We start from the raw sequence: 19,054 nt of genomic DNA on the forward strand, positions 1-19,054 counted from the left end.
CCCGCGATGAGGCCCTCACAAACGACAGAAATGCCTGCTCAAACCATCGCCGCAAAGTTCTGCCTGAACTGCTGCGGTGTCACCCCCAGCCTACGGTTGAACACGCTGCGCATGTGCTGGGCATCGCGAAATCCACATTGGTAGGCCACGGTTTTCAGTGGCGAATGGGTGCTTTCCAACAGCACCCGCGCCGCGTCCACCCTCGCCTGTTCGACAAATTCCGCCGGGGTGATTTTGGCTTCCTTGGCAAACACACGGGAAAAGTTGCGGGTGCTCATGTTGGCCGCATTCGCCAGGTCAGCGAGGGTCAGGTCGCCGGTGAGGTTCGCCAGCACGTAGAGCTGAACCAGCGCCACCGCCGACGTGGGTTCGGCGTGGGGCGTGAGGAACGGGCTGAACTGCGATTGCCCGCCTGAGCGCTGCGTGAATACCACCAGACGCTTGGCCACGTGCAGCGCGACTTCCGGCCCGTGATCCCCGGCCAGCAGGTACAACGACAGATCAATCCCCGCAGTGACCCCGGCCGAGGTGTAGAGCTCGCCGTCCTGCACGTACAAGCGATCCGCCTCGACCCGGGTCGACGGGCACAACTGTGCCAACGCGGCAGCATCGCTCCAATGGGTGGTCACGGTCCGCCCATCAAGCAGGCCGGCCCGCGCCAGCATGAACGCGCCATTGCAGATCGAACCAAAACGTTGCGCCCGCCCGCAGGCACCACGCAACCAGGCATCGAACACCGCACCGAAATCCAGGAATGGTAATTGCGGGCCGCCGGCCACCAGCAGCAGGTCATACGCCTCAAGCGCGTCGCTGAAATGCCGGTGAGCATTGAGCGACAAACCGTTGGAACACGGCATCATCCCATGCTCGACACCGATCACCTCCAACCGGTAATGGTCTTGCGGTTCGAGGAAGCGGTTGGCCTCGCAAAACACATCCATGGGACCGGTAACGTCCAGGGACTGAACGCCGGAGAAGACCACGATGGCTACGGTTTTACTCATGGCGGGAAACGCCCTCTAACTATGGCAAACACAAAACCTGTGGGAGCGAGCTTGCTCGCGATAGCGGACTTACATTCACCCTCTCTGGTGACTGATACACCGCCATCGCGAGCAAGCTCGCTCCCACATGGACCGTGCGCAACCTTCGATGTGATCAAACTTAGCCAATCCACGCGCAACAAGCGAGGTTGGCGCGATATGCAGGTTCATTGGCAAGGATCGCAGCCATGGATCGATTGTCCGGTTTTGAGTGGCGCAACAGACTTGTTCCATCAGCGCCGCCACGGCGTTGCCCACGAGGACAGCACCCATGAGCAGCATCATTGCCGGTATCAACATTCCCGACAGCGCATTGGCCAAGGCCACCACCGAATACATCCGCGATGTCGAGTCCGACTTGCTGTATCACCACTCGCGCCGGGTGTTTCTGTTCGGTGCGTTGAGCGGTGAACGCAAGCAACTGGCCTACGATCCGGAGTTGCTGTACGTCGGCGCGATGTTCCATGACCTGGGCCTGGTGGAAGGACATCGCAGCGATGACGAACGTTTTGAAGTCGACAGCGCCAATGCCGCCAAGGCATTCCTCAAGCCTTACGGGTTGAGCGACGACGATATCGAGCAAGTCTGGCTGTCGATTGCATTGCACACCACGCCGGGTGTGCCGCAACACTTGCGCCCGAATGTGGCGCTGGTGACCGCCGGGGTTGAAATGGATGTGCTGGGCATCGACTACGCGGCGTTTTCCACCGTGCAGCGTGAGGCGGTGGTGCATGCGCATCCACGGGGTGAAGGTTTCAAGGAATGCATCCTGTGTGCGTTCGCCAACGGCTTCAAGCACAAGCCGGATACTACGTTCGGCACGGTGAACGCCGATGTGCTGGTCGACAGCGAGGCGGGTTTCAAGCCGATGAACTTCGTCGAGATCATCCGCAAATCCCCTTGGTTGGCATGAAGCCACAGGGGATTTGGGTTACTGATCGTTCCCACGCTCTGCGTGGGAACGATCATCCGTAGATCAAGCCGCTTCCGGCGCCTGCGCGCGGCGTACGTCCGGTTGCTTCCAGGAGTCGGCAGCGCCTTCTTCGATGGCCTGCTGAATCGCACGCTTGCGGCTCTCTTCGGCACGACGGCTGAAGAACCAGACCAGGAACGTCATCAGCGATACCGCCAGCAAAATCAGGCTGGCCACGGCGTTGATCTCCGGTTTCACGCCCAGACGCACCGCCGAGAACACTTCCATTGGCAGGGTCGTGGAACCCGGCCCCGAGACGAAGCTCGCCAGCACCAGGTCATCCAGCGACAGCGCGAAAGACATCATGCCGCCGGCACCCAACGAGGGCGCGATCATCGGGATGGTGATCAGGAAGAACACCTTCCACGGCCTCGCACCAAGGTCCATGGCCGCCTCTTCGATGGACAAGTCCAACTCACGCAAACGCGCCGACACCACCACCGCCACATACGCCGCACAGAACGTAGTGTGGGCGATCCAGATAGTGACGATGCCGCGTTCCTGTGGCCAACCGATCATCTGCGCCATGGCCACGAACAGCAGCAACAGCGACAGACCGGTGATGACTTCGGGCATCACCAGCGGTGCGGTGACCAGGCCACCGAACAGCGTGCGACCTTTGAAGCGGGTGATACGGGTCAGGACGAACGCGGCCAATGTACCCAGCGCCACCGCCGCCACCGCCGTGTAGCAGGCGATTTCCAGCGAGCGCACCACCGAGCCCATCAACTGAGTGTTGTCCATCAACCCGACGTACCATTTGATCGACCAGCCGCCCCACACCGTCACCAGTTTTGAGGCGTTGAACGAGTAGATCACCAGGATCAGCATCGGCGCGTAGATGAACAGCAAACCCAGCACCAGCATCAAGCTTGAGAATCTGAAGCGCTTCATTCTTTGCCCTCCATTTCTTTGGCCTGACTGCGGTTGAACAGGATGATCGGCACAATCAGGATCGCCAGCATCACCACCGCCAGGGCTGACGCCACGGGCCAGTCACGGTTGTTGAAGAACTCTTGCCAAAGCACTTTACCGATCATCAGGGTTTCCGGGCCGCCGAGCAGTTCCGGGATCACGAACTCGCCCACCACCGGAATGAACACCAGCATGCAGCCAGCGACGATGCCGTTCTTGGACAGCGGAATGGTGATTTTCCAGAAGCTGTTGAAGGTGCTAGAACCCAGATCGGATGCGGCTTCCAGCAGGCTGTGGTCGTGTTTGACCAGGTTGGCGTAGAGCGGCAGGATCATGAATGGCAGATAGGAGTAAACGACACCAATATAGACGGCGAGGTTGGTGTTGAGGATCTGCAGCGGTTCGCTGATCCAGCCCATGCTCATCAGGAAACCATTGAGCAGACCGTTGTTGCTGAGGATGCCCATCCACGCGTAAACGCGGATCAGGATGGCGGTCCAGGTCGGCATCATGATCAGCAGCACGAGGACCGTTTGCAGCTCTTTACGGGCACTGGCAATGGCGTAGGCCATCGGGTACCCGATCAGCAAACAGAGGACGGTGCTGATCAGCGCCATCTTCAACGAGCCGAGGTAAGCGGCGATGTACAACTCGTCGCCCGCCAGCATGGCGTAGTTGCCGAGGTTGAGCAGCACCTGCAGCTTCTGGTCGACGAAGTTGTAGATTTCGGTGTACGGCGGAATGGCCACATCGGCTTCGGCGAAGCTGATCTTCAAGACGATGAAGAACGGCAGCATGAAGAACATGAACAGCCAGATGAACGGAACCCCGATGACCAGCTGACGGCCACCGGGAATTATTCGATTGAGGCGGCGTTTGAATTTGCGCATGTTCATGAGCGAAGTACCACGCCGCTGTCGTCTTCCCAATACACGTAAACCTGGTCACCCCAGGTTGGGCGCTGACCGCGGCGCTCGGCGTTGGCGACGAATGACTGGACGATCTTGCCGCTTGGCAGCTCGACGTAGAACACCGAGTGCCCGCCGAGGTAGGCGATGTCGTGCACTTTGCCGCTGGACCAGTTGTATTCGCAGGTCGGCTGCGTCGGCGTCACCAGCAGTTTTTCCGGACGGATCGCGTAGGTCACGGATTTGTCCTGCACCGAGGTACTGATGCCGTGGCCCACGTAGATCTGGCGATCCAGGTCCTTGCAGGTAATGGTCGCGTGACCTTCGGCGTCGTCGATCACTTCACCGTCGAAGATGTTGACGTTGCCGATGAATTCGCAGACCAGGCGACTGGTCGGGGTTTCGTAGATGTCGATCGGGCTGCCGATCTGGGCAATCCAGCCCAGGTGCATGATCGCGATGCGCTCGGCCATGGTCATGGCCTCTTCCTGGTCGTGGGTCACCATGACGCAGGTTACGCCGACGCGCTCGATGATCTCCACCAGCTCCAGTTGCATCTGCGAACGCAGCTTTTTATCCAGGGCGCCCATTGGCTCGTCGAGCAGCAACAGCTTCGGTCGCTTGGCCAGCGAGCGCGCCAGTGCCACACGCTGACGCTGGCCACCGGACAACTGATGCGGCTTGCGCTTGGCGTACTGGCTCATCTGCACGAGTTTGAGCATGTCGGCCACGCGCGCATCGACTTCGGCAGCAGGCAGCTTGTCCTGCTTGAGGCCGAAGGCGATGTTCTGCGCCACGGTCATGTGCGGGAACAAGGCGTAGGACTGGAACATCATGTTGATCGGCCGCTCGTACGGCGGCATGTCAGTGATGTCTACGCCGTCGAGGAAAATGCGCCCCTCCGTTGGTCGTTCGAAGCCAGCGAGCATGCGCAGCAACGTGGACTTGCCCGATCCCGAACCGCCGAGCAGGGCGAAAATTTCGCCTTTCTTGATTTCCAGGGACACATCGTCCACGGCAATCGTCTCGTCGAACTTTTTCGTGACCCGGTCGATTTTGACCAGCACCTGTTTAGGTGACTGGTCGCCCTCGAGGGCTTTCTTATAGGCGCCGGAGGCAACTGCCATTTACGAAACTCCCAGAAAAAAAGAGTGCAGTTCGCTCAAGGTGAGCCAACCTTGGATAGTTTGAGCCTTGAAGCTATTTACCCGTCTTGACCTTGGTCCAGCTGCGGGTCATCAAACGTTGAATATTCGGTGGTAATTCGACCGACACGTAGGTCTTGTCGAGGACTGCTTGCGGTGGATAAACCGACTCGTCTGTGCGGATGGACTGTTCCATCAGTTTGTCCGAAGCAGGGTTGGGATTCGCATAGCCAACAGAATCACTGACCTGTGCGATCACCTCGGGTTTCAACAAATAGTTGATGAACGCGTGGGCCTCTTTGGTGTTGGCCGAATCCTTGGGAATCGCCAGCATGTCGAACCACAGAGCGCCGCCTTCCTTGGGAATGGTGTAGACGATGTTCACGCCTTTCTTGGCTTCTTCCGCACGGTTGCGGGCCTGGAACATGTCGCCGGAGAAACCGATGGCGATGCAGATGTCGCCGTTGGCCAGGTCCGAGATGTACTTGGAGGAATGGAAGTAAGTCACGTACGGCCGCACGGCGAGCAACTTGGCGGTGGCCTTTTCATAATCCTTGGGATCAGTGCTGTTGGCGTTCAGGCCCATGTAGTTGAGCACGGTCGGCATCATTTCATCGGCCGAATCGAGAAACGCCACGCCGCAGCTGTGCAGTTTCTTGATGTTCTCCGGCTCGAACAGCACGCTCCATGAATCGATCGTGTCGACGCCCAGCACGGCTTTGATCTTGTCGACGTTGTAACCGATGCCATTGGTGCCCCACAGGTACGGCACCGCGTACTGGTTGCCCGGATCGTTCTGCTCCAGGCGCTTGAGCAGCACCGGGTCGAGGTTGGAATAGTTAGTCAGCTTCGACTTGTCGAGTTTCTGGAAGGCGCCCGCCTTGATCTGCTTGCCAAGGAAGTGGTTGGACGGCACGACCACGTCGTAACCGGTACGCCCGGCCAGCAACTTGCCTTCCAGGGTTTCGTTGGAGTCGAAGACGTCATAGACCGGCTTGATGCCGGTCTCTTTCTGGAAGTCCGCCAGGGTGGTCGGACCGATGTAGTCCGACCAATTATAAATATGCACAGTGCCGGCGGCCTGGACACTGACGGCAAGTGTCAGTCCGGCGCCAGCCAGCAAGGCATTGCGAAACAAAGAAAAAATAGGCAAGTGGAGGTCCTCTAAAATTAGTTGGGCCCAAGTTGCCCCGCGTTACATGACAACCGTGGTTGCCCAGCAACAAAACCGGCGCGCAACTTACCCTCGAAAAACCGTTCCAGCAAAACTTTTATGCAGATACCTGTAGCAGCTGCCGAAGGCAGCGTTAAGGTCCGAAGGACCTTCCCGCGTTTTCAACAGCACAACTGCTTCGCAGTTGGACGCAGCCTGCGGCAGCTGCTACAGGGTTTTACGGCTTATTTACCCGATTTGATCTTGGTCCAGCTGCGAGTCAGGATCCGCTGGGTCGCGGCCGGCAAGTCGGCAATCGCGTACAGCTTGGCCAGCACGTCCGCTGGCGGGTAGATGCCTGGATCGGCGGTGATGTCTTTATCCACCAGTGGCGTGGCAGCCGCGTTACCGTTCGGGAAGCGCACGGCGTTGGTGATTTCAGCCATGATTTCCGGCTTCTGCAGGAAGGTCATGAACTTGTAGGCGCCTTCGACGTTCTCGGCATCTTTAGGGATGGCGACCATGTCGTAGAAGCTGCCAGCACCTTCTTTGGGAATGTTGTAGCTGACTTTGACCTTGTCACCGGCTTCAGCCGCGCGGGACTTGGCCTGGTAGATGTCACCCGAATAGCCCACAGCTACGCAGATGTTGCCATTGGCAAGGTCGGAGATGTACTTGGACGAGTGGAAGTAGGCGATCGAAGGACGGACCTTCATGATCAGCGCTTCAGCCTTGTCGATGTCTTCTTTCTTCTGGCTGTCGGTTGGCAGGCCCAGGTAGTGCAACGCCACCGGAATCATCTCGGTTGGCGAATCCAGCAAGCTGATACCGCAGGACTTCAGCTTGGCGGCGTTTTCAGGTTTGAAGATCAGGTCCCAGGAATCGACCGGTGCGTCGGCACCCAGTGCAGCCTTGACCTTCTCGGCGTTGTAGCCAATGCCGATCGAGCCCCACATGTACGGGAAGGCGTGTTCGTTACCCGGGTCGCTCACCGATACCGCCTTGAGCAGGTCGGTGTTCAGGTTTTTCCAGTTAGGCAGCTTGGACTTGTCCAGCTTCTGGTAGACACCGGCCTTGATTTGCTTGGCCAGGAAGTTGTTCGACGGTACGACGATGTCGTAACCGGATTTGCCGGCCAGCAACTTGGCTTCAAGTGTTTCGTTGCTGTCGAACACGTCGTAGACGACTTTGATCCCCGACTCGTCTTCGAACTTCTTGATCGTGTCCGGTGCGATGTAATCGGACCAGTTGTACACGTGCAGTACTTTGTCATCGGCCTGAACCGCGCCCGCCATCAACCCCATCAACGACATGGCAAGGAGAGTCTTACCAGCGAGCTTTTTACCTAGTGCCTTCATGCGTAATGCTCCAAATTTTTCTTTTTTGAACCACTTGTTTTCAGCGACCGAACCCGGGCAACTGGAACCGCGGCTAGTCTGGCAAGATCCACATCAGTCTTTCAAGGAAAGGCCAGGCTTTCTGACAGCGCTGAGCGAAAGTAGCTGTTTTGATACAAACCCCAGCCACTTACGCTCAGAGCCTAGCACCTAGCCCTGCAACGCACTCAGGGTCAGGTCCAGACACTTGCGTGCCTTGGCCACCAACTCATCGATTTCAGCCGGTGTAATCACCAGTGGTGGAGCAATGATCATGGTGTCGCCCACGGCGCGCATGATCAGGCCGTTGTCGAAGCAGAACTGGCGGCAGATCATGCCGACGCCCTTGCCTTCGTAACGTTTGCGAGTGGCTTTGTCCTGAACCAGTTCAATGGCCCCCAACAGACCGACACCACGCACTTCTCCCACCAACGGGTGATCGTTCAGTTCCCGCAGACGTTTCTGCAAATAGGGTGCCGTTTCTGCATGAACACGCTCGATAATTTTTTCTTCGCGCAGGATGCGGATGTTTTCCAGCGCCACCGCAGCGGCCACCGGGTGACCGGAGTACGTGAAGCCGTGGTTGAAGTCGCCGCCTTCGTTCAGCACCTCGACCACTTCGTCACGCACGATCAGGCCACCCATGGGGATGTAGCCGGAGGTCAGGCCCTTGGCGATGGTCATCATGTCGGGCTTGAGGTCGTAGTAATCGGTACCGAACCACTCACCGGTGCGGCCAAAACCACAAATCACTTCGTCCGCCACGAACAGGATGTCGTACTTGGCGAGGATTTCCTTGATGCGCGGCCAGTAGGTGTCTGGCGGAATGATCACGCCACCGGCACCCTGGATCGGTTCGGCAATAAAGGCACCGACGTTATCCACGCCGATTTCCAGAATTTTCTCTTCCAGCTGATTCGCCGCCCAGACGCCGAACTCTTCAGGCGTCATGTCGCCGCCTTCAGTGAACCAGTACGGCTGTGCGATGTGGACAATGCCCGGGATCGGCAAGTCGCCTTGTTCGTGCATGTACGTCATGCCACCCAGGCTCGCGCCGGCCACGGTAGAACCGTGATAGCCGTTCTTGCGGCTGATGATGACTTTCTTTTTCGGCTGGCCTTTGATCGCCCAGTAGTGACGAACCATACGCAGCATGGTGTCGTTGCCTTCGGAGCCGGAGCCGGTGAAGAACACGTGGTTCATGCCTTCTGGCGCGATGTCGGCGATGGCCTTGGCCAGCTCCAGAACCGGCGGGTGAGCGGTCTGGAAGAACAGGTTGTAGTAAGGCAGTTCACGCATTTGCTTGCTGGCGGCATCGGCCAGTTCATCACGACCGTAACCGATCGCTACGCACCACAGGCCGGCCATGCCGTCGAGGATCTTGTTGCCTTCGCTGTCCCACAGGTAAACGCCCTTGGCGTTGGTGATGATCCGCGGGCCTTTCTCTTTCAGCTGCTTGAAATCACTGAACGGAGCCAGGTGGTGATCGTTGCTCAGGGTTTGCCATTCACGGGTTTGCGGATTGTTACTGGTCATACGAATCTCCTAAAAAATCAGGTGAAAGCGCCGCCCGACAACGACGGCGCCCGGCGTATCAGACGGCAAAGAGCAGGAATTCCCGTTCCCACGAACTGATCACGCGCTTGAAGTTTTCATGCTCGGCCCGCTTGACCGCGACGTAGCCAGTAATGAAATTTTTGCCCAGGTACTTCTCGATGGTTGAGCTGTTTTCCATGCGATCCAGCGCATCTTCAATGGTCAGCGGCAGGCGCAGGTTGCGGCGTTCATAGCCACGGCCCACCACCGGGGCACTCGGGTTGAGGCCTTCGACCATGCCGACGTAACCGCAGAGCAGGCTCGCGGCAATCGCCAGGTACGGGTTGGCATCGGCGCCCGGCAGACGGTTTTCCACCCGGCGGTTTTGCGGCCCGGCGTCCGGAACCCGCAGGCCCACGGTGCGGTTCTCTTCGCCCCACTCCACGTTCACCGGTGCCGAGGTGTCCGGCAGGAAGCGGCGGAACGAGTTGACGTTGGGCGCGAACAGCGGCAACAGCTCGGGAATGAGTTTCTGCAAGCCACCGATGTGGTGCAGGAACAACTGGCTCATGGTCCCGTCTTCATTGGAGAAGATGTTCTTGCCGGTCTCGATGTCGATGATGCTCTGGTGCAAGTGCATCGCACTGCCCGGTTCACCGGTCATGGGCTTGGCCATGAAGGTCGCCGCCACGTCGTGCTTGAGCGCGGCTTCGCGCATGGTGCGCTTGAACACCAGGATCTGGTCGGCCAGGGACAGGGCATCGCCGTGACGGAAGTTGATTTCCATCTGCGCCGTGCCGTCCTCATGGATCAACGTATCGAGGTCCAGCTCCTGCAGTTCGCACCAGTCGTAGACGTCTTCGAACAGCGGATCGAATTCGTTCGCCGCTTCGATCGAGAACGACTGACGACCGATTTCCGGACGCCCGGAACGGCCAATCGGCGGTTGTAGCGGGTAGTCGGGGTCGTCGCTGCGCTTGGTCAGGTAGAACTCCATTTCCGGCGCCACGATGGGCTGCCAGCCGCGGTCGGTATAGAGTTTGAGGACCTTCTTGAGCACGTTGCGCGGCGACAGCTCGATCGGGTTGCCTTGCTTGTCGTAGGTATCGTGGATTACCTGGGCAGTCGGCTCGATAGCCCACGGCACGAGGAATACGGCGTTCTGGTCGGGGCGGCAGATCATGTCGATGTCGGCCGGGTCGAGCAGTTCGTAATAGATGTCGTCTTCGACATAGTCGCCAGTCACGGTCTGCAACAGAACGCTTTCGGGCAGGCGCATGCCTTTTTCAGCAATGAACTTGTTGGTCGGCGAAATCTTGCCCCGGGTGATCCCGGTCAAGTCGGCGATCATGCATTCGACTTCTGTGATCTTGTGGTCTTTCAACCAATCGGTGAGCTGGTCGAGGTTGTTACTCATAAATGCCTCTAGGCTTTGAGTTTCCTGACTCTTGCAAGTCAGGCGATGTTTGACGCATCGGCGTCGCGTTGAAACAGGTGTCTGCGACAGGCTATCGTGTTTCTTGCGGACTGCGCGCCAACGGCCGGGCGTGCAGAATCACGAGCGGAACCCTGTGCGATAGCCAGGCCGCTATTGTGAATCGGTTCTATATTGAATGGAGTAACCGTAATGGGGGTGCCATCAGGACCGTCCAGAATATCGGACGCAGACCGATGAGCCGCCAGCGACCGCAGAGTCTTGAGCGGGCCCGAAGCCGATGAGGCTACGGCGCGGACGTAAGTGTCGCCACTGATGTGGTAAGCATGCAGACCAATCTGCCTAGAGCAGTTGGTGATGCCGATTATCGGCAGGCGAGACATGAAGCACCCCGGTATTATTGGTGTTATGGGTTTGAATCGAGCTTAGCCTTGTTCATTTTTTTACACAACACCCCCGTAAAAAATACAACACGCCCCGCTCAACCCCGCGTCGGCTAAAGCGTTCAAAGGCATAAAAACGCCCCAAAGTGCCTCAAAAAAGCCTTACGAGCGCTTTTTTAGGGCAAAAAAAGGCCTCGCTTGACTTCGGCATGCCGTTCGGGTTGACTGGAATCCGAAGAGATCAATGATTGATATTTTTAACAACAAAGGTGTTGCATCATGTCGGTACCCCCGCGTGCCGTTCAGCTTAACGAAGCGAACGCGTTCCTTAAGGAACATCCTGAGGTTCTGTACGTTGACCTTCTGATTGCGGATATGAATGGTGTGGTGCGCGGCAAGCGCATTGAACGCACCAGCCTCCACAAGGTTTACGAGAAAGGCATCAACCTGCCGGCCTCTCTATTTGCTCTGGATATCAATGGCTCGACGGTGGAAAGCACCGGCCTGGGCCTGGACATCGGTGATGCTGACCGAATCTGCTATCCAATCCCCGACACCCTGTGCAATGAGCCTTGGCAGAAACGCCCTACCGCGCAGCTGTTGATGACCATGCACGAACTCGAAGGTGACCCTTTCTTCGCGGATCCCCGTGAAGTGCTGCGTCAAGTCGTGACCAAGTTCGACGAGATGGGCCTGACCATCTGCGCCGCGTTCGAACTGGAGTTCTACCTGATCGACCAGGAAAACGTGAACGGCCGTCCACAGCCGCCACGCTCGCCGATCTCTGGCAAACGCCCGCATTCGACTCAGGTCTACCTGATCGACGACCTCGACGAATACGTCGATTGCCTCCAGGACATTCTGGAAGGTGCGAAAGAGCAAGGCATCCCTGCCGACGCGATCGTCAAGGAAAGTGCCCCGGCGCAATTCGAAGTGAACCTGCACCACGTGGCCGACCCGATCAAGGCCTGCGACTACGCGGTTCTGCTCAAGCGCCTGATCAAAAACATCGCCTACGACCATGAAATGGACACCACCTTCATGGCCAAGCCTTACCCGGGCCAGGCGGGCAACGGTCTGCACGTCCATATCTCGATTCTTGATAAAGACGGCAAAAACATTTTTGCCAGCGAGGATCCCGAGCAGAACGCCGCACTGCGTCACGCGATCGGCGGTGTGCTCGAGACCCTACCCGCGCAGATGGCTTTCCTCTGCCCGAACGTCAACTCCTACCGTCGTTTCGGCGCACAGTTCTACGTGCCGAACTCGCCGTGCTGGGGCCTGGACAACCGTACCGTGGCGATTCGCGTACCGACCGGCTCTTCCGATGCCGTACGTATCGAACACCGTGTTGCCGGCGCCGATGCCAACCCGTACCTGTTGATGGCTTCGGTCCTGGCAGGCGTGCACCACGGCCTGACCAACAAGATCGAGCCAGGCGCACCCGTAGAAGGCAACTCCTACGAGCAGAACGAGCAAAGCCTGCCGAACAACCTGCGCGATGCATTGCGCGAGCTGGACGACAGCGAAGTCATGGCCAAGTACATCGATCCGAAGTACATCGATATCTTCGTCGCGTGCAAAGAGAGCGAGCTGGAGGAGTTCGAACACTCCATCTCCGACCTTGAGTACAACTGGTACCTGCATACCGTGTAAGCGGTTGCAGTAAAAACGAACGCCGCCGGCCTTAGCGCCTGCGGCGTTTTTTATGCCCTCACCCAACGCTGCTTGTCAGCATCCGACAATCTCCAAGAAAGAACCTACAGACGTATCAACATTTGAATCTCAAACTTTGGGGCGCGGGCACTGTCCGACATCCCACTTGAATTGAGAGCCATTGAAATTGAAAAAACACCTTCTGGGCGTAGCCCTTTCACTGATCGGTACCGGCTTGTGCACCTCTGCCCTGGCCCGTAACGATCACACCTCCACCTGGTCTTACAGCGACCACTCCGGGCCGGAACACTGGAGCAACCTCAACAGCGACTACAAACTCTGCTCAACCGGCAAGGCGCAGTCACCTATCGACATCAGCAATGCGGTCAAGGCCAGCCTGGCGCCCCTGACATTCACCTATCGAGCAAGCCCGGTAACGGTCCTGAACAACGGCCATACCATTCAAGTGTCGCCAACGGACGCCGGCGGGATCACCTTGCCTTCCGGCGACTTCTCACTGGTGCAGTTGCACTTTCATACGCCCAGCGAGGAAAAAATCCAGGGCCGCGCCTACCCGCTCGATGCGCATTTCGTACATCGCAATGCGGCCGGCGAGTTAGCGGTGGTCGCCCTGTTGTTTGAAGAAGGTGCCTTCAACCCTGCACTGGAACCCATTCTCGCGGCAATGCCCAAGGAAGCAGGCGGCATGACGAAGCTGGAGATGCAAGACATCGCCGATCTGCTGCCGACCACCCGCCATTACTATTCCTACATGGGTTCTCTGACCACACCGCCGTGCAGCGAAGGGGTGCGCTGGCATGTCCTGACCCAACCGGTGCAATTGTCCCACGCCCAGTTGCAGGCTTTTCAGGCGTTGTACCCGATGAACGCACGCCCTGTTCAGCCCTTGAATGACCGAACCGTGAACGTCGGCGGCTGACCTTCCTTCTCCTGCCAGCCGGGCAGCGGTGCCCATACAGACAAGGTGTCAGTCGCCTCGTACAATGCCCGCTGCCCCCGCAGGAGACTTCGATGACCCGACTCGCCACCCCACGCAAACCCCGCGCCCGCAGCCAGGCGCGGATCGATACGATCCTCGATGCCGCCCGCACACTGCTGGCCGCCGAGGGCGTGGCCAGTCTGTCGATCTACAGTGTCGCCGAACGTGCGCAGATCCCACCCTCTTCCGTCTACCACTTTTTCGCCAGCGTACCGGCGCTGCTCGAAGCCTTGACGGCCGACGTCCACGCCGCGTTCCGCGCATGCCTGCAAGCCCCCATCGATCATGCGTCCCTCAACAGCTGGCGCGATTTGTCGCGACTGGTGGAACAACGCATGCTCGCGATCTACAGCGAGGATGCCGCCGCTCGCCAATTGATCCTCGCGCAGCATGGCCTTACCGAGGTCACCCAGGCTGACCGCCAGCACGACATCGAACTGGGCGACTTGATGCACAAACTCTTCGATCATCACTTCGAACTGCCGAAGTTGCCCACGGACGTCGACGTGTTTGCGCTGGCCATGGAGCTTGGCGACCGCGTCTACGCACGCTCGGTGCAACAACACGAGCAGATCACGCCACGCATGGCCGAAGAAGGCATGCGCGTATTTGATGCCTATCTGGGCCTGTACCTGCCGCCGTACCTGGCCAGGCGCGACGTATAACGCAACGAGGTGTTCTGCTCATGGCGCACATACCCGACAACTACCTTGGCGTGTGGAAACGACGCCTGATCTCCTTCCAGTCCGGGCGCACCGACAGCGAAACGGCGGTGTACTGGCTGCAAACCCCACGCCTGTTTGCCGACCTGCGCATCCCGCCGGCCACGCTCGCAGCGCTGCCCCTGGAACAATTGAATCACGCGGACCTGTTGACCTTGAGCGAACAAAAGGGCTTCGCCGGTGTGACCGAGGTCGAAGGTGACATTTGCCAGTGGCATCGCAAACTCGACTATCAACCTGCCAGCGCCGAGCAGGACATCGGACACATGCACTTTGAAACCAGTGAGCGCCTGATCGAAACCGCCCTGGACGATGACTACTACGAAATCTGGGAGCGACTGCCCGACTCTCGCGGCATCTGTCGCGGTCAGTGGTTGCAGGCAGCCGATGATCCAGTGCGAGTTGCCTGCCTGGTGTTGGCCGGCGATTACTTTCTGTTTGCCGCCAGCCGGATTGTCGCGCTGGCACCCGGCGGTCATTTGCGTGAGCACATGAGCGCTGCGGCAGCACACGAACTGCTCACGACTGAATTGTCCTTTGGTCGTCACCAGGGCGGGCAAACCCCGTGGCAGATCGACTATTCCACGTTGCCCGCGCTAACCGGCCAGCCCTTGTTGCCGGCAGACATCGACCCCAATGCGCAGGCGCTATTCAGCGACCCGCGCGTGCTGTCTTCGCTCGGCACTTATTCACCCGCTGCAGGTTGGCGCTGCGCCCCCGAGCCCTGACATAAAAAAACCCCGAAGGGCTCACACCCTCCGGGGTTGTTGTTTGCCCACGGGCTTACAACTTGGCGATCGACACTTCGGTGGATTTCACAAACGCGATCACTTCACTGCCGACCACCAGTTCCAGCTCTTTCACCGAGCGTGTGGTGATCACTGAAGTGACAATGCCGGAGGCGGTCTGCACGTCGATTTCCGACAGCACGTCACCCAGTACGATTTCCTTGATGGAGCCTTTGAACTGGTTGCGAACGTTGATGGCTTTGATAGTCATGAGGTCAATTCCTGTCGTTGAGTAAGACTTGGGTCAGTGCGCCCAGCGCAATTGCGTGGGCAAGGGTGAAACGGGTTCCGGTGCCGGCGGCTCACCGGGCAGTTCAAGTACGCGGTTGAGGACTTCAGTTTCCAGCGCCGCCAGCCGATGGGAGCCGCGAACCCGAGGCGCGGCAGCTCCACAAGCAGGTCGAGGCCGACTTCGCCTTCTTCGATCAGGATCACCCGATCAGCAATTGCCACCGCTTCACTGACGTCGTGCGTCACCAGCAACACGGTAAAGCCATGCTGCTGCCAGAGCCGTTCGATCAGTTGCTGCATTTCAATCCGGGTCAGGGCATCCAGCGCACCCAGCGGCTCGTCGAGCAACAGCAAACGCGGTTGATGGATCAGCGCGCGAGCCAGGGCCACACGTTGTTTCTGCCCACCGGACAACGCGGCCGGCCATTCGTTGGCACGGTCTGCCAGGCCGACCGATTCCAGCGCCTGAAGCGCTTGCGGCCGCCAGTTGCCCGTCAACCCGAGGCCGACGTTGTCGATGACCTTTTTCCACGGCAGCAAACGCGCTTCCTGGAACATCAGCCGTGTGTCTTCTCGCGCATCGCTCAGCGGTGCAGCGCCGGCCAGCAATTGACCACCGGTTGGCTGGTCGAGTCCGGCGAGCAGTCGCAGCAAGGTGCTTTTGCCGCAGCCACTGCGACCGACCACCGCGACGAACTGACCGGCCGGAATGTGCAGATCGATCTCACGCAGCACTTGCCGCGCGCCAAAGGTTTTTTGCAGCTTGCGCACTACCAGCGGAATCCCGCGCAGCAGGCGCGGAGGTTGTTGAGCCGTCATGCCGCACCTCCCTTGGCTACCTGATAAGCCGGATGCCAACGCAACCACACGCGCTCGAGTCCACGAGCCGCGAGGTCGGCCAGTTTGCCGAGCACCGCGTACAGAAGAATTGCCAGCACCACCACATCGGTCTGCAAAAACTCCCGGGCGTTCATCGCCAGGTAGCCGATGCCGGAACTCGCGGAGATGGTTTCCGCGACGATCAACGTCAGCCACATAAAGCCAAGGGCGAAACGCACCCCGACCAGAATCGAAGGCAGCGCGCCCGGCAGAATCACCTGACGGAACAGGCTGAAACCGGACAAGCCATAACTGCGTGCCATCTCCACCAGTGCCGGATCAACGTTGCGGATGCCGTGATAAGTGTTGAGGTAAATCGGGAACAAAGTGCCCAACGCCACCAGGAAAATCTTCGCCGACTCGTCAATACCGAACCACAAGATCACCAATGGAATCAGCGCCAGGTGCGGCACGTTACGGATCATCTGTACCGAACTGTCGAGCAGGCGTTCACCCCATTTCGACAAGCCGGTAATGAAGCCCAGCGCCAGACCGATGCCGCCACCAATGGTGAAGCCCAGCGCGGCGCGCCAGCCGCTGATTGCCAGGTGCGTCCAGATTTCGCCGCTGCGCACCAGGCTCACGCCGGCTTCAATCACCGCGATGGGGGCGGGCAGAATCCGCGTCGACAACCAGCCCGCCGACACCGACAACTGCCACACCGCCAGCAACAACACCGGCAACGCCCAAGGCGCGAAGCTGTGGATGATTTTCTTCATGACGCGCCTCAGCTTTGGGACGCGGCTTTGGGAAGAATGTCGTTGGCAACCATCTCGCCGAACGGGCTGACGTAACCGGCGCTTTTGGGCAACTCGGGACGTTCGACGTCCAGATGCGGGAACAGCAACTCGGCGACGCGGTATGACTCTTCCAGGTGTGGATAACCGGAGAAAATGAACGTATCGATGCCCAGTTCCGCGTACTCCTTCACACGGGCGGCCACGGTCGGACCGTCACCCACCAGCGCTGTCCCTGCACCGCCGCGCACCAGGCCGACACCGGCCCAGAGGTTGGGGCTGACTTCCAGATTGTCGCGGCTACCGCCATGCAGTGCGGCCATGCGCTGCTGGCCGACCGAATCGAAACGCGCCAGTGACGCCTGGGCCCGAGCGATGGTTTCGTCGTCCAGGTGAGAGATCAATTTATCGGCCGCTTGCCACGCTTCGGCGTTGGTTTCGCGAACGATCACATGCAGGCGAATGCCGAAGCGCACGGTGCGTCCGAGCTTCGCGGCTTTGGCGCGCACTTGTTCGATCTTCTCGGCCACGGCGGCCGGCGGCTCGCCCCAGGTCAGGACCATTTCCACTTGCTCTGCCGCGAGGTCTTGCGCCGCTTCCGACGAGCCGCCGAAGTACAGCGGCGGACGCGGTTGCTGGATCGGCGGATAGAGCAACTTCGCGCCTTTCACGCTGATGTGCTGACCGTCGTAATCAACGGTTTCGCCTTCCAGCACGCGACGCCAGATGCGGGTGAATTCCACCGAGGCCTGATAACGCTCTTCGTGACTGAGGAACAAACCGTCACCGGCCAGTTCTTCCGGATCGCCTCCGGTCACCAGGTTGAACAGCGCACGGCCGCCGGACAGACGATCCAGCGTCGCCGCCTGACGCGCCGCCACCGTCGGGGAAATGATCCCGGGGCGCAGGGCGACAAGGAATTTCAAACGCTGGGTCACCGGGATCAGCGACGCGGCCACCAGCCACGAGTCTTCGCAAGAACGACCGGTAGGAATCAGCACGCCGCCGAAACCCAGACGATCCGCCGCTTGCGCGACTTGTTGCAGGTAGCCGTGGTCGACGGCGCGAGCGCCTTCGGCGGTGCCAAGGTAATGGCCGTCGCCGTGGGTAGGCAGGAACCAGAAAATATTGAGGCTCATGGAGTGGTCTCCTAAGGGAATCGGATTACTGAGCTTTGGTTACTGAGCTTTGGGCAACAGTTGCCGGTGGCGTCCAGATCACGTCTTTGATACTCAACTGCTTCGGAATCAGCTTGAGCTGATAGAAGCTGTCGGCGATTTTCTGTTGGGCGGCGACGACTTCAGGTGTGAGGAATATCGCGCCGAAGCCTTGGCGCTTCATTGAGGTCAGGGTGATGTCCGCCGGCAGGCCGAGCAGTGGCGAAACCTGTTGGGTGACGTCTTCAGGATTGGCTTTGGCCCATTCACCGACGGCGCGCACTTCTTCGACGAGGGTCTTGATCACCTCGGGATTTTTCTGCGCATAAGGCTTGGTAGCCAGGTAGAACTGATGGTTGTCGACGATGCCTTGACCGTCGCGCAGGGTGTGCGCTTGCAGCTGCTGTTCGGCGGCAGCCTGGTACGGATCCCAGATGACCCAGGCGTCGACGCTGCCACGCTCGAATGCGGCGCGGGCATCGGCCGGTGGCAGGAACACGGTCTGGATGTCGGTGTATTTGAGGCCGGCGTCTTCAAGCGCGCGGACCAGCAGGTAGTGAACGTTGGAGCCCTTGTTGAGCACGACTTTCTTGCCCTTGAGGTCCTTCACCGATTTGATCGGCGAGTCCTTCGGCACCAGGATGGCTTCGGCGTGCGGTGCTGGAGGTTCATAGGCGACGTAGAGCAAGTCGGCACCGGCAGCCTGGGCAAATACTGGCGGGGTTTCACCCGTCACGCCAAAGTCGATGGAGCCGACGTTCAGGCCTTCGAGCAGTTGCGGGCCACCAGGGAATTCCGTCCATTGCACATCCACGCCTTGGGCGGCGAGGCGTTTTTCCAATGTGCCTTTGGCTTTGAGCAGCACCAGCGTGCCGTACTTTTGATAACCGATCCGAAGCGTCTCGGCTTGAGCTTGAGTAATGGCGCCGAAGGACACAGCCGCAACAAACAGAGCGACCAGACCACGACGCAAAATGACAGTGCGCATAGCGCTCTCCTTTTTGCTGTTGGGTTTTG

17 protein-coding genes and 1 pseudogene are annotated in these 19,054 nt (G+C 59.1%); 5 read left to right on the forward strand and 13 right to left on the reverse strand.

What is annotated here, in order from left to right; genetic code table 11:
- Nucleotides 1–38: 38 nt before the first annotated feature.
- Nucleotides 39–1,004, reverse strand: a complete 966-nt coding sequence (locus AB4N76_RS12525; RefSeq protein WP_460164505.1) for a GlxA family transcriptional regulator — start codon at nucleotides 1,002–1,004, stop codon at nucleotides 39–41.
- Between the two features lie 310 nt (nucleotides 1,005–1,314).
- On the opposite strand from AB4N76_RS12525, the gene AB4N76_RS12530 reads away from it, so the two are divergent.
- Nucleotides 1,315–1,956: an HD domain-containing protein gene (locus AB4N76_RS12530; RefSeq protein WP_109785672.1), complete on the forward strand. Its 642-nt coding sequence runs from the start codon at nucleotides 1,315–1,317 to the stop codon at nucleotides 1,954–1,956.
- 63 nt (nucleotides 1,957–2,019) lie between these two features.
- Here AB4N76_RS12530 and AB4N76_RS12535 read toward each other — a convergent pair whose 3' ends face one another.
- The 7 genes from AB4N76_RS12535 to AB4N76_RS12565 form a co-directional block, all read right to left on the reverse strand.
- Nucleotides 2,020–2,910, reverse strand: a complete 891-nt coding sequence (locus tag AB4N76_RS12535) for an ABC transporter permease subunit (RefSeq protein ID WP_046032295.1) — start codon at nucleotides 2,908–2,910, stop codon at nucleotides 2,020–2,022.
- On the reverse strand, nucleotides 2,907–3,788 hold the full coding sequence (locus AB4N76_RS12540) for an ABC transporter permease subunit (RefSeq protein ID WP_175649027.1): 882 nt from the start codon (nucleotides 3,786–3,788) through the stop codon (nucleotides 2,907–2,909). Before AB4N76_RS12540 ends, AB4N76_RS12535 begins: the two co-directional genes overlap by 4 nt.
- A 35-nt stretch (nucleotides 3,789–3,823) precedes the next feature.
- The gene (locus tag AB4N76_RS12545; protein ID WP_046032293.1) at nucleotides 3,824–4,966 is read right to left on the reverse strand and encodes an ABC transporter ATP-binding protein; all 1,143 of its coding nucleotides are present in this window, start codon (nucleotides 4,964–4,966) and stop codon (nucleotides 3,824–3,826) included.
- Between the two features lie 73 nt (nucleotides 4,967–5,039).
- A complete protein-coding gene (locus AB4N76_RS12550) occupies nucleotides 5,040–6,137 on the reverse strand; it encodes a polyamine ABC transporter substrate-binding protein (RefSeq protein WP_046032292.1) in 1,098 nt (365 codons plus the stop codon).
- Nucleotides 6,138–6,382: 245 nt separating this feature from the next.
- Nucleotides 6,383–7,495, reverse strand: a complete 1,113-nt coding sequence (locus AB4N76_RS12555; RefSeq protein ID WP_046032291.1) for a polyamine ABC transporter substrate-binding protein — start codon at nucleotides 7,493–7,495, stop codon at nucleotides 6,383–6,385.
- Between the two features lie 189 nt (nucleotides 7,496–7,684).
- Nucleotides 7,685–9,049: an aspartate aminotransferase family protein gene (locus AB4N76_RS12560; protein ID WP_109785674.1), complete on the reverse strand. Its 1,365-nt coding sequence runs from the start codon at nucleotides 9,047–9,049 to the stop codon at nucleotides 7,685–7,687.
- 58 nt (nucleotides 9,050–9,107) lie between these two features.
- Nucleotides 9,108–10,466 carry a glutamine synthetase family protein gene (locus tag AB4N76_RS12565; protein ID WP_460164506.1) on the reverse strand — a complete coding sequence of 453 codons (1,359 nt, stop codon included), beginning with the start codon at nucleotides 10,464–10,466 and terminating at the stop codon, nucleotides 9,108–9,110.
- Nucleotides 10,467–11,146: 680 nt separating this feature from the next.
- On the opposite strand from AB4N76_RS12565, the gene AB4N76_RS12570 reads away from it, so the two are divergent.
- From AB4N76_RS12570 to AB4N76_RS12585, 4 genes are all read left to right on the forward strand, one after another.
- A complete protein-coding gene (locus AB4N76_RS12570; protein WP_017341358.1) occupies nucleotides 11,147–12,523 on the forward strand; it encodes a glutamine synthetase family protein in 1,377 nt (458 codons plus the stop codon).
- A gap of 187 nt (nucleotides 12,524–12,710) precedes the next feature.
- Nucleotides 12,711–13,463 carry a carbonic anhydrase gene (locus AB4N76_RS12575; RefSeq protein ID WP_077432183.1) on the forward strand — a complete coding sequence of 251 codons (753 nt, stop codon included), beginning with the start codon at nucleotides 12,711–12,713 and terminating at the stop codon, nucleotides 13,461–13,463.
- A gap of 92 nt (nucleotides 13,464–13,555) precedes the next feature.
- Entirely contained in the window at nucleotides 13,556–14,188 is a 633-nt protein-coding gene (locus AB4N76_RS12580; protein ID WP_046032287.1) for a TetR/AcrR family transcriptional regulator, read from the forward strand.
- A 20-nt stretch (nucleotides 14,189–14,208) separates the two neighbouring features.
- Complete coding sequence (locus tag AB4N76_RS12585) at nucleotides 14,209–14,973, forward strand: hypothetical protein (RefSeq protein WP_460164507.1); 765 nt, start codon at nucleotides 14,209–14,211, stop codon at nucleotides 14,971–14,973.
- A 55-nt stretch (nucleotides 14,974–15,028) separates the two neighbouring features.
- Here the strand turns inward: AB4N76_RS12585 and AB4N76_RS12590 are convergent, their stop codons facing one another.
- The 5 genes and pseudogenes from AB4N76_RS12590 to AB4N76_RS12610 all read right to left on the reverse strand — a co-directional run bounded on the left by AB4N76_RS12590 (nucleotide 15,029) and on the right by AB4N76_RS12610 (nucleotide 19,025).
- Nucleotides 15,029–15,244 (reverse strand): TOBE domain-containing protein, encoded by a 216-nt coding sequence (locus AB4N76_RS12590; protein WP_003229256.1) that lies wholly within the window; start codon nucleotides 15,242–15,244, stop codon nucleotides 15,029–15,031.
- Between the two features lie 33 nt (nucleotides 15,245–15,277).
- Nucleotides 15,278–16,083: pseudogene (gene ssuB, locus AB4N76_RS12595) on the reverse strand (aliphatic sulfonates ABC transporter ATP-binding protein).
- Nucleotides 16,080–16,862: an aliphatic sulfonate ABC transporter permease SsuC gene (ssuC, locus tag AB4N76_RS12600; RefSeq protein WP_046032284.1), complete on the reverse strand. Its 783-nt coding sequence runs from the start codon at nucleotides 16,860–16,862 to the stop codon at nucleotides 16,080–16,082. Before ssuC ends, ssuB begins: the two are co-directional and overlap by 4 nt.
- An 8-nt stretch (nucleotides 16,863–16,870) precedes the next feature.
- Nucleotides 16,871–18,019, reverse strand: coding sequence for an FMNH2-dependent alkanesulfonate monooxygenase (ssuD, locus tag AB4N76_RS12605; protein ID WP_109785677.1), 1,149 nt, complete (start codon nucleotides 18,017–18,019; stop codon nucleotides 16,871–16,873).
- A gap of 25 nt (nucleotides 18,020–18,044) precedes the next feature.
- Nucleotides 18,045–19,025, reverse strand: a complete 981-nt coding sequence (locus tag AB4N76_RS12610; protein ID WP_046032282.1) for a sulfonate ABC transporter substrate-binding protein — start codon at nucleotides 19,023–19,025, stop codon at nucleotides 18,045–18,047.
- Between the last annotated feature and the right edge of the window lie 29 nt (nucleotides 19,026–19,054).

Source organism: Pseudomonas sp. S2_F03, from assembly GCF_054668335.1.

What these genes read in the sequence shown, in the direction of transcription:
- AB4N76_RS12525 (WP_460164505.1), bottom strand. Translation starts at nt 1,004, where the DNA reads ATGAGTAAAACCGTAGCCATCGTGGTCTTCTCCGGCGTTCAGTCCCTG.
- AB4N76_RS12580 (WP_046032287.1), top strand. Translation starts at nt 13,556, where the DNA reads ATGACCCGACTCGCCACCCCACGCAAACCCCGCGCCCGCAGCCAGGCG.
- AB4N76_RS12610 (WP_046032282.1), bottom strand. Translation starts at nt 19,025, where the DNA reads ATGCGCACTGTCATTTTGCGTCGTGGTCTGGTCGCTCTGTTTGTTGCG.
- AB4N76_RS12585 (WP_460164507.1), top strand. Translation starts at nt 14,209, where the DNA reads ATGGCGCACATACCCGACAACTACCTTGGCGTGTGGAAACGACGCCTG.
- AB4N76_RS12530 (WP_109785672.1), top strand. Translation starts at nt 1,315, where the DNA reads ATGAGCAGCATCATTGCCGGTATCAACATTCCCGACAGCGCATTGGCC.
- AB4N76_RS12590 (WP_003229256.1), bottom strand. Translation starts at nt 15,244, where the DNA reads ATGACTATCAAAGCCATCAACGTTCGCAACCAGTTCAAAGGCTCCATC.
- AB4N76_RS12555 (WP_046032291.1), bottom strand. Translation starts at nt 7,495, where the DNA reads ATGAAGGCACTAGGTAAAAAGCTCGCTGGTAAGACTCTCCTTGCCATG.
- AB4N76_RS12545 (WP_046032293.1), bottom strand. Translation starts at nt 4,966, where the DNA reads ATGGCAGTTGCCTCCGGCGCCTATAAGAAAGCCCTCGAGGGCGACCAG.
- AB4N76_RS12565 (WP_460164506.1), bottom strand. Translation starts at nt 10,466, where the DNA reads ATGAGTAACAACCTCGACCAGCTCACCGATTGGTTGAAAGACCACAAG.
- AB4N76_RS12560 (WP_109785674.1), bottom strand. Translation starts at nt 9,049, where the DNA reads ATGACCAGTAACAATCCGCAAACCCGTGAATGGCAAACCCTGAGCAAC.
- ssuC (WP_046032284.1), bottom strand. Translation starts at nt 16,862, where the DNA reads ATGAAGAAAATCATCCACAGCTTCGCGCCTTGGGCGTTGCCGGTGTTG.
- AB4N76_RS12570 (WP_017341358.1), top strand. Translation starts at nt 11,147, where the DNA reads ATGTCGGTACCCCCGCGTGCCGTTCAGCTTAACGAAGCGAACGCGTTC.
- ssuD (WP_109785677.1), bottom strand. Translation starts at nt 18,019, where the DNA reads ATGAGCCTCAATATTTTCTGGTTCCTGCCTACCCACGGCGACGGCCAT.
- AB4N76_RS12535 (WP_046032295.1), bottom strand. Translation starts at nt 2,910, where the DNA reads ATGAAGCGCTTCAGATTCTCAAGCTTGATGCTGGTGCTGGGTTTGCTG.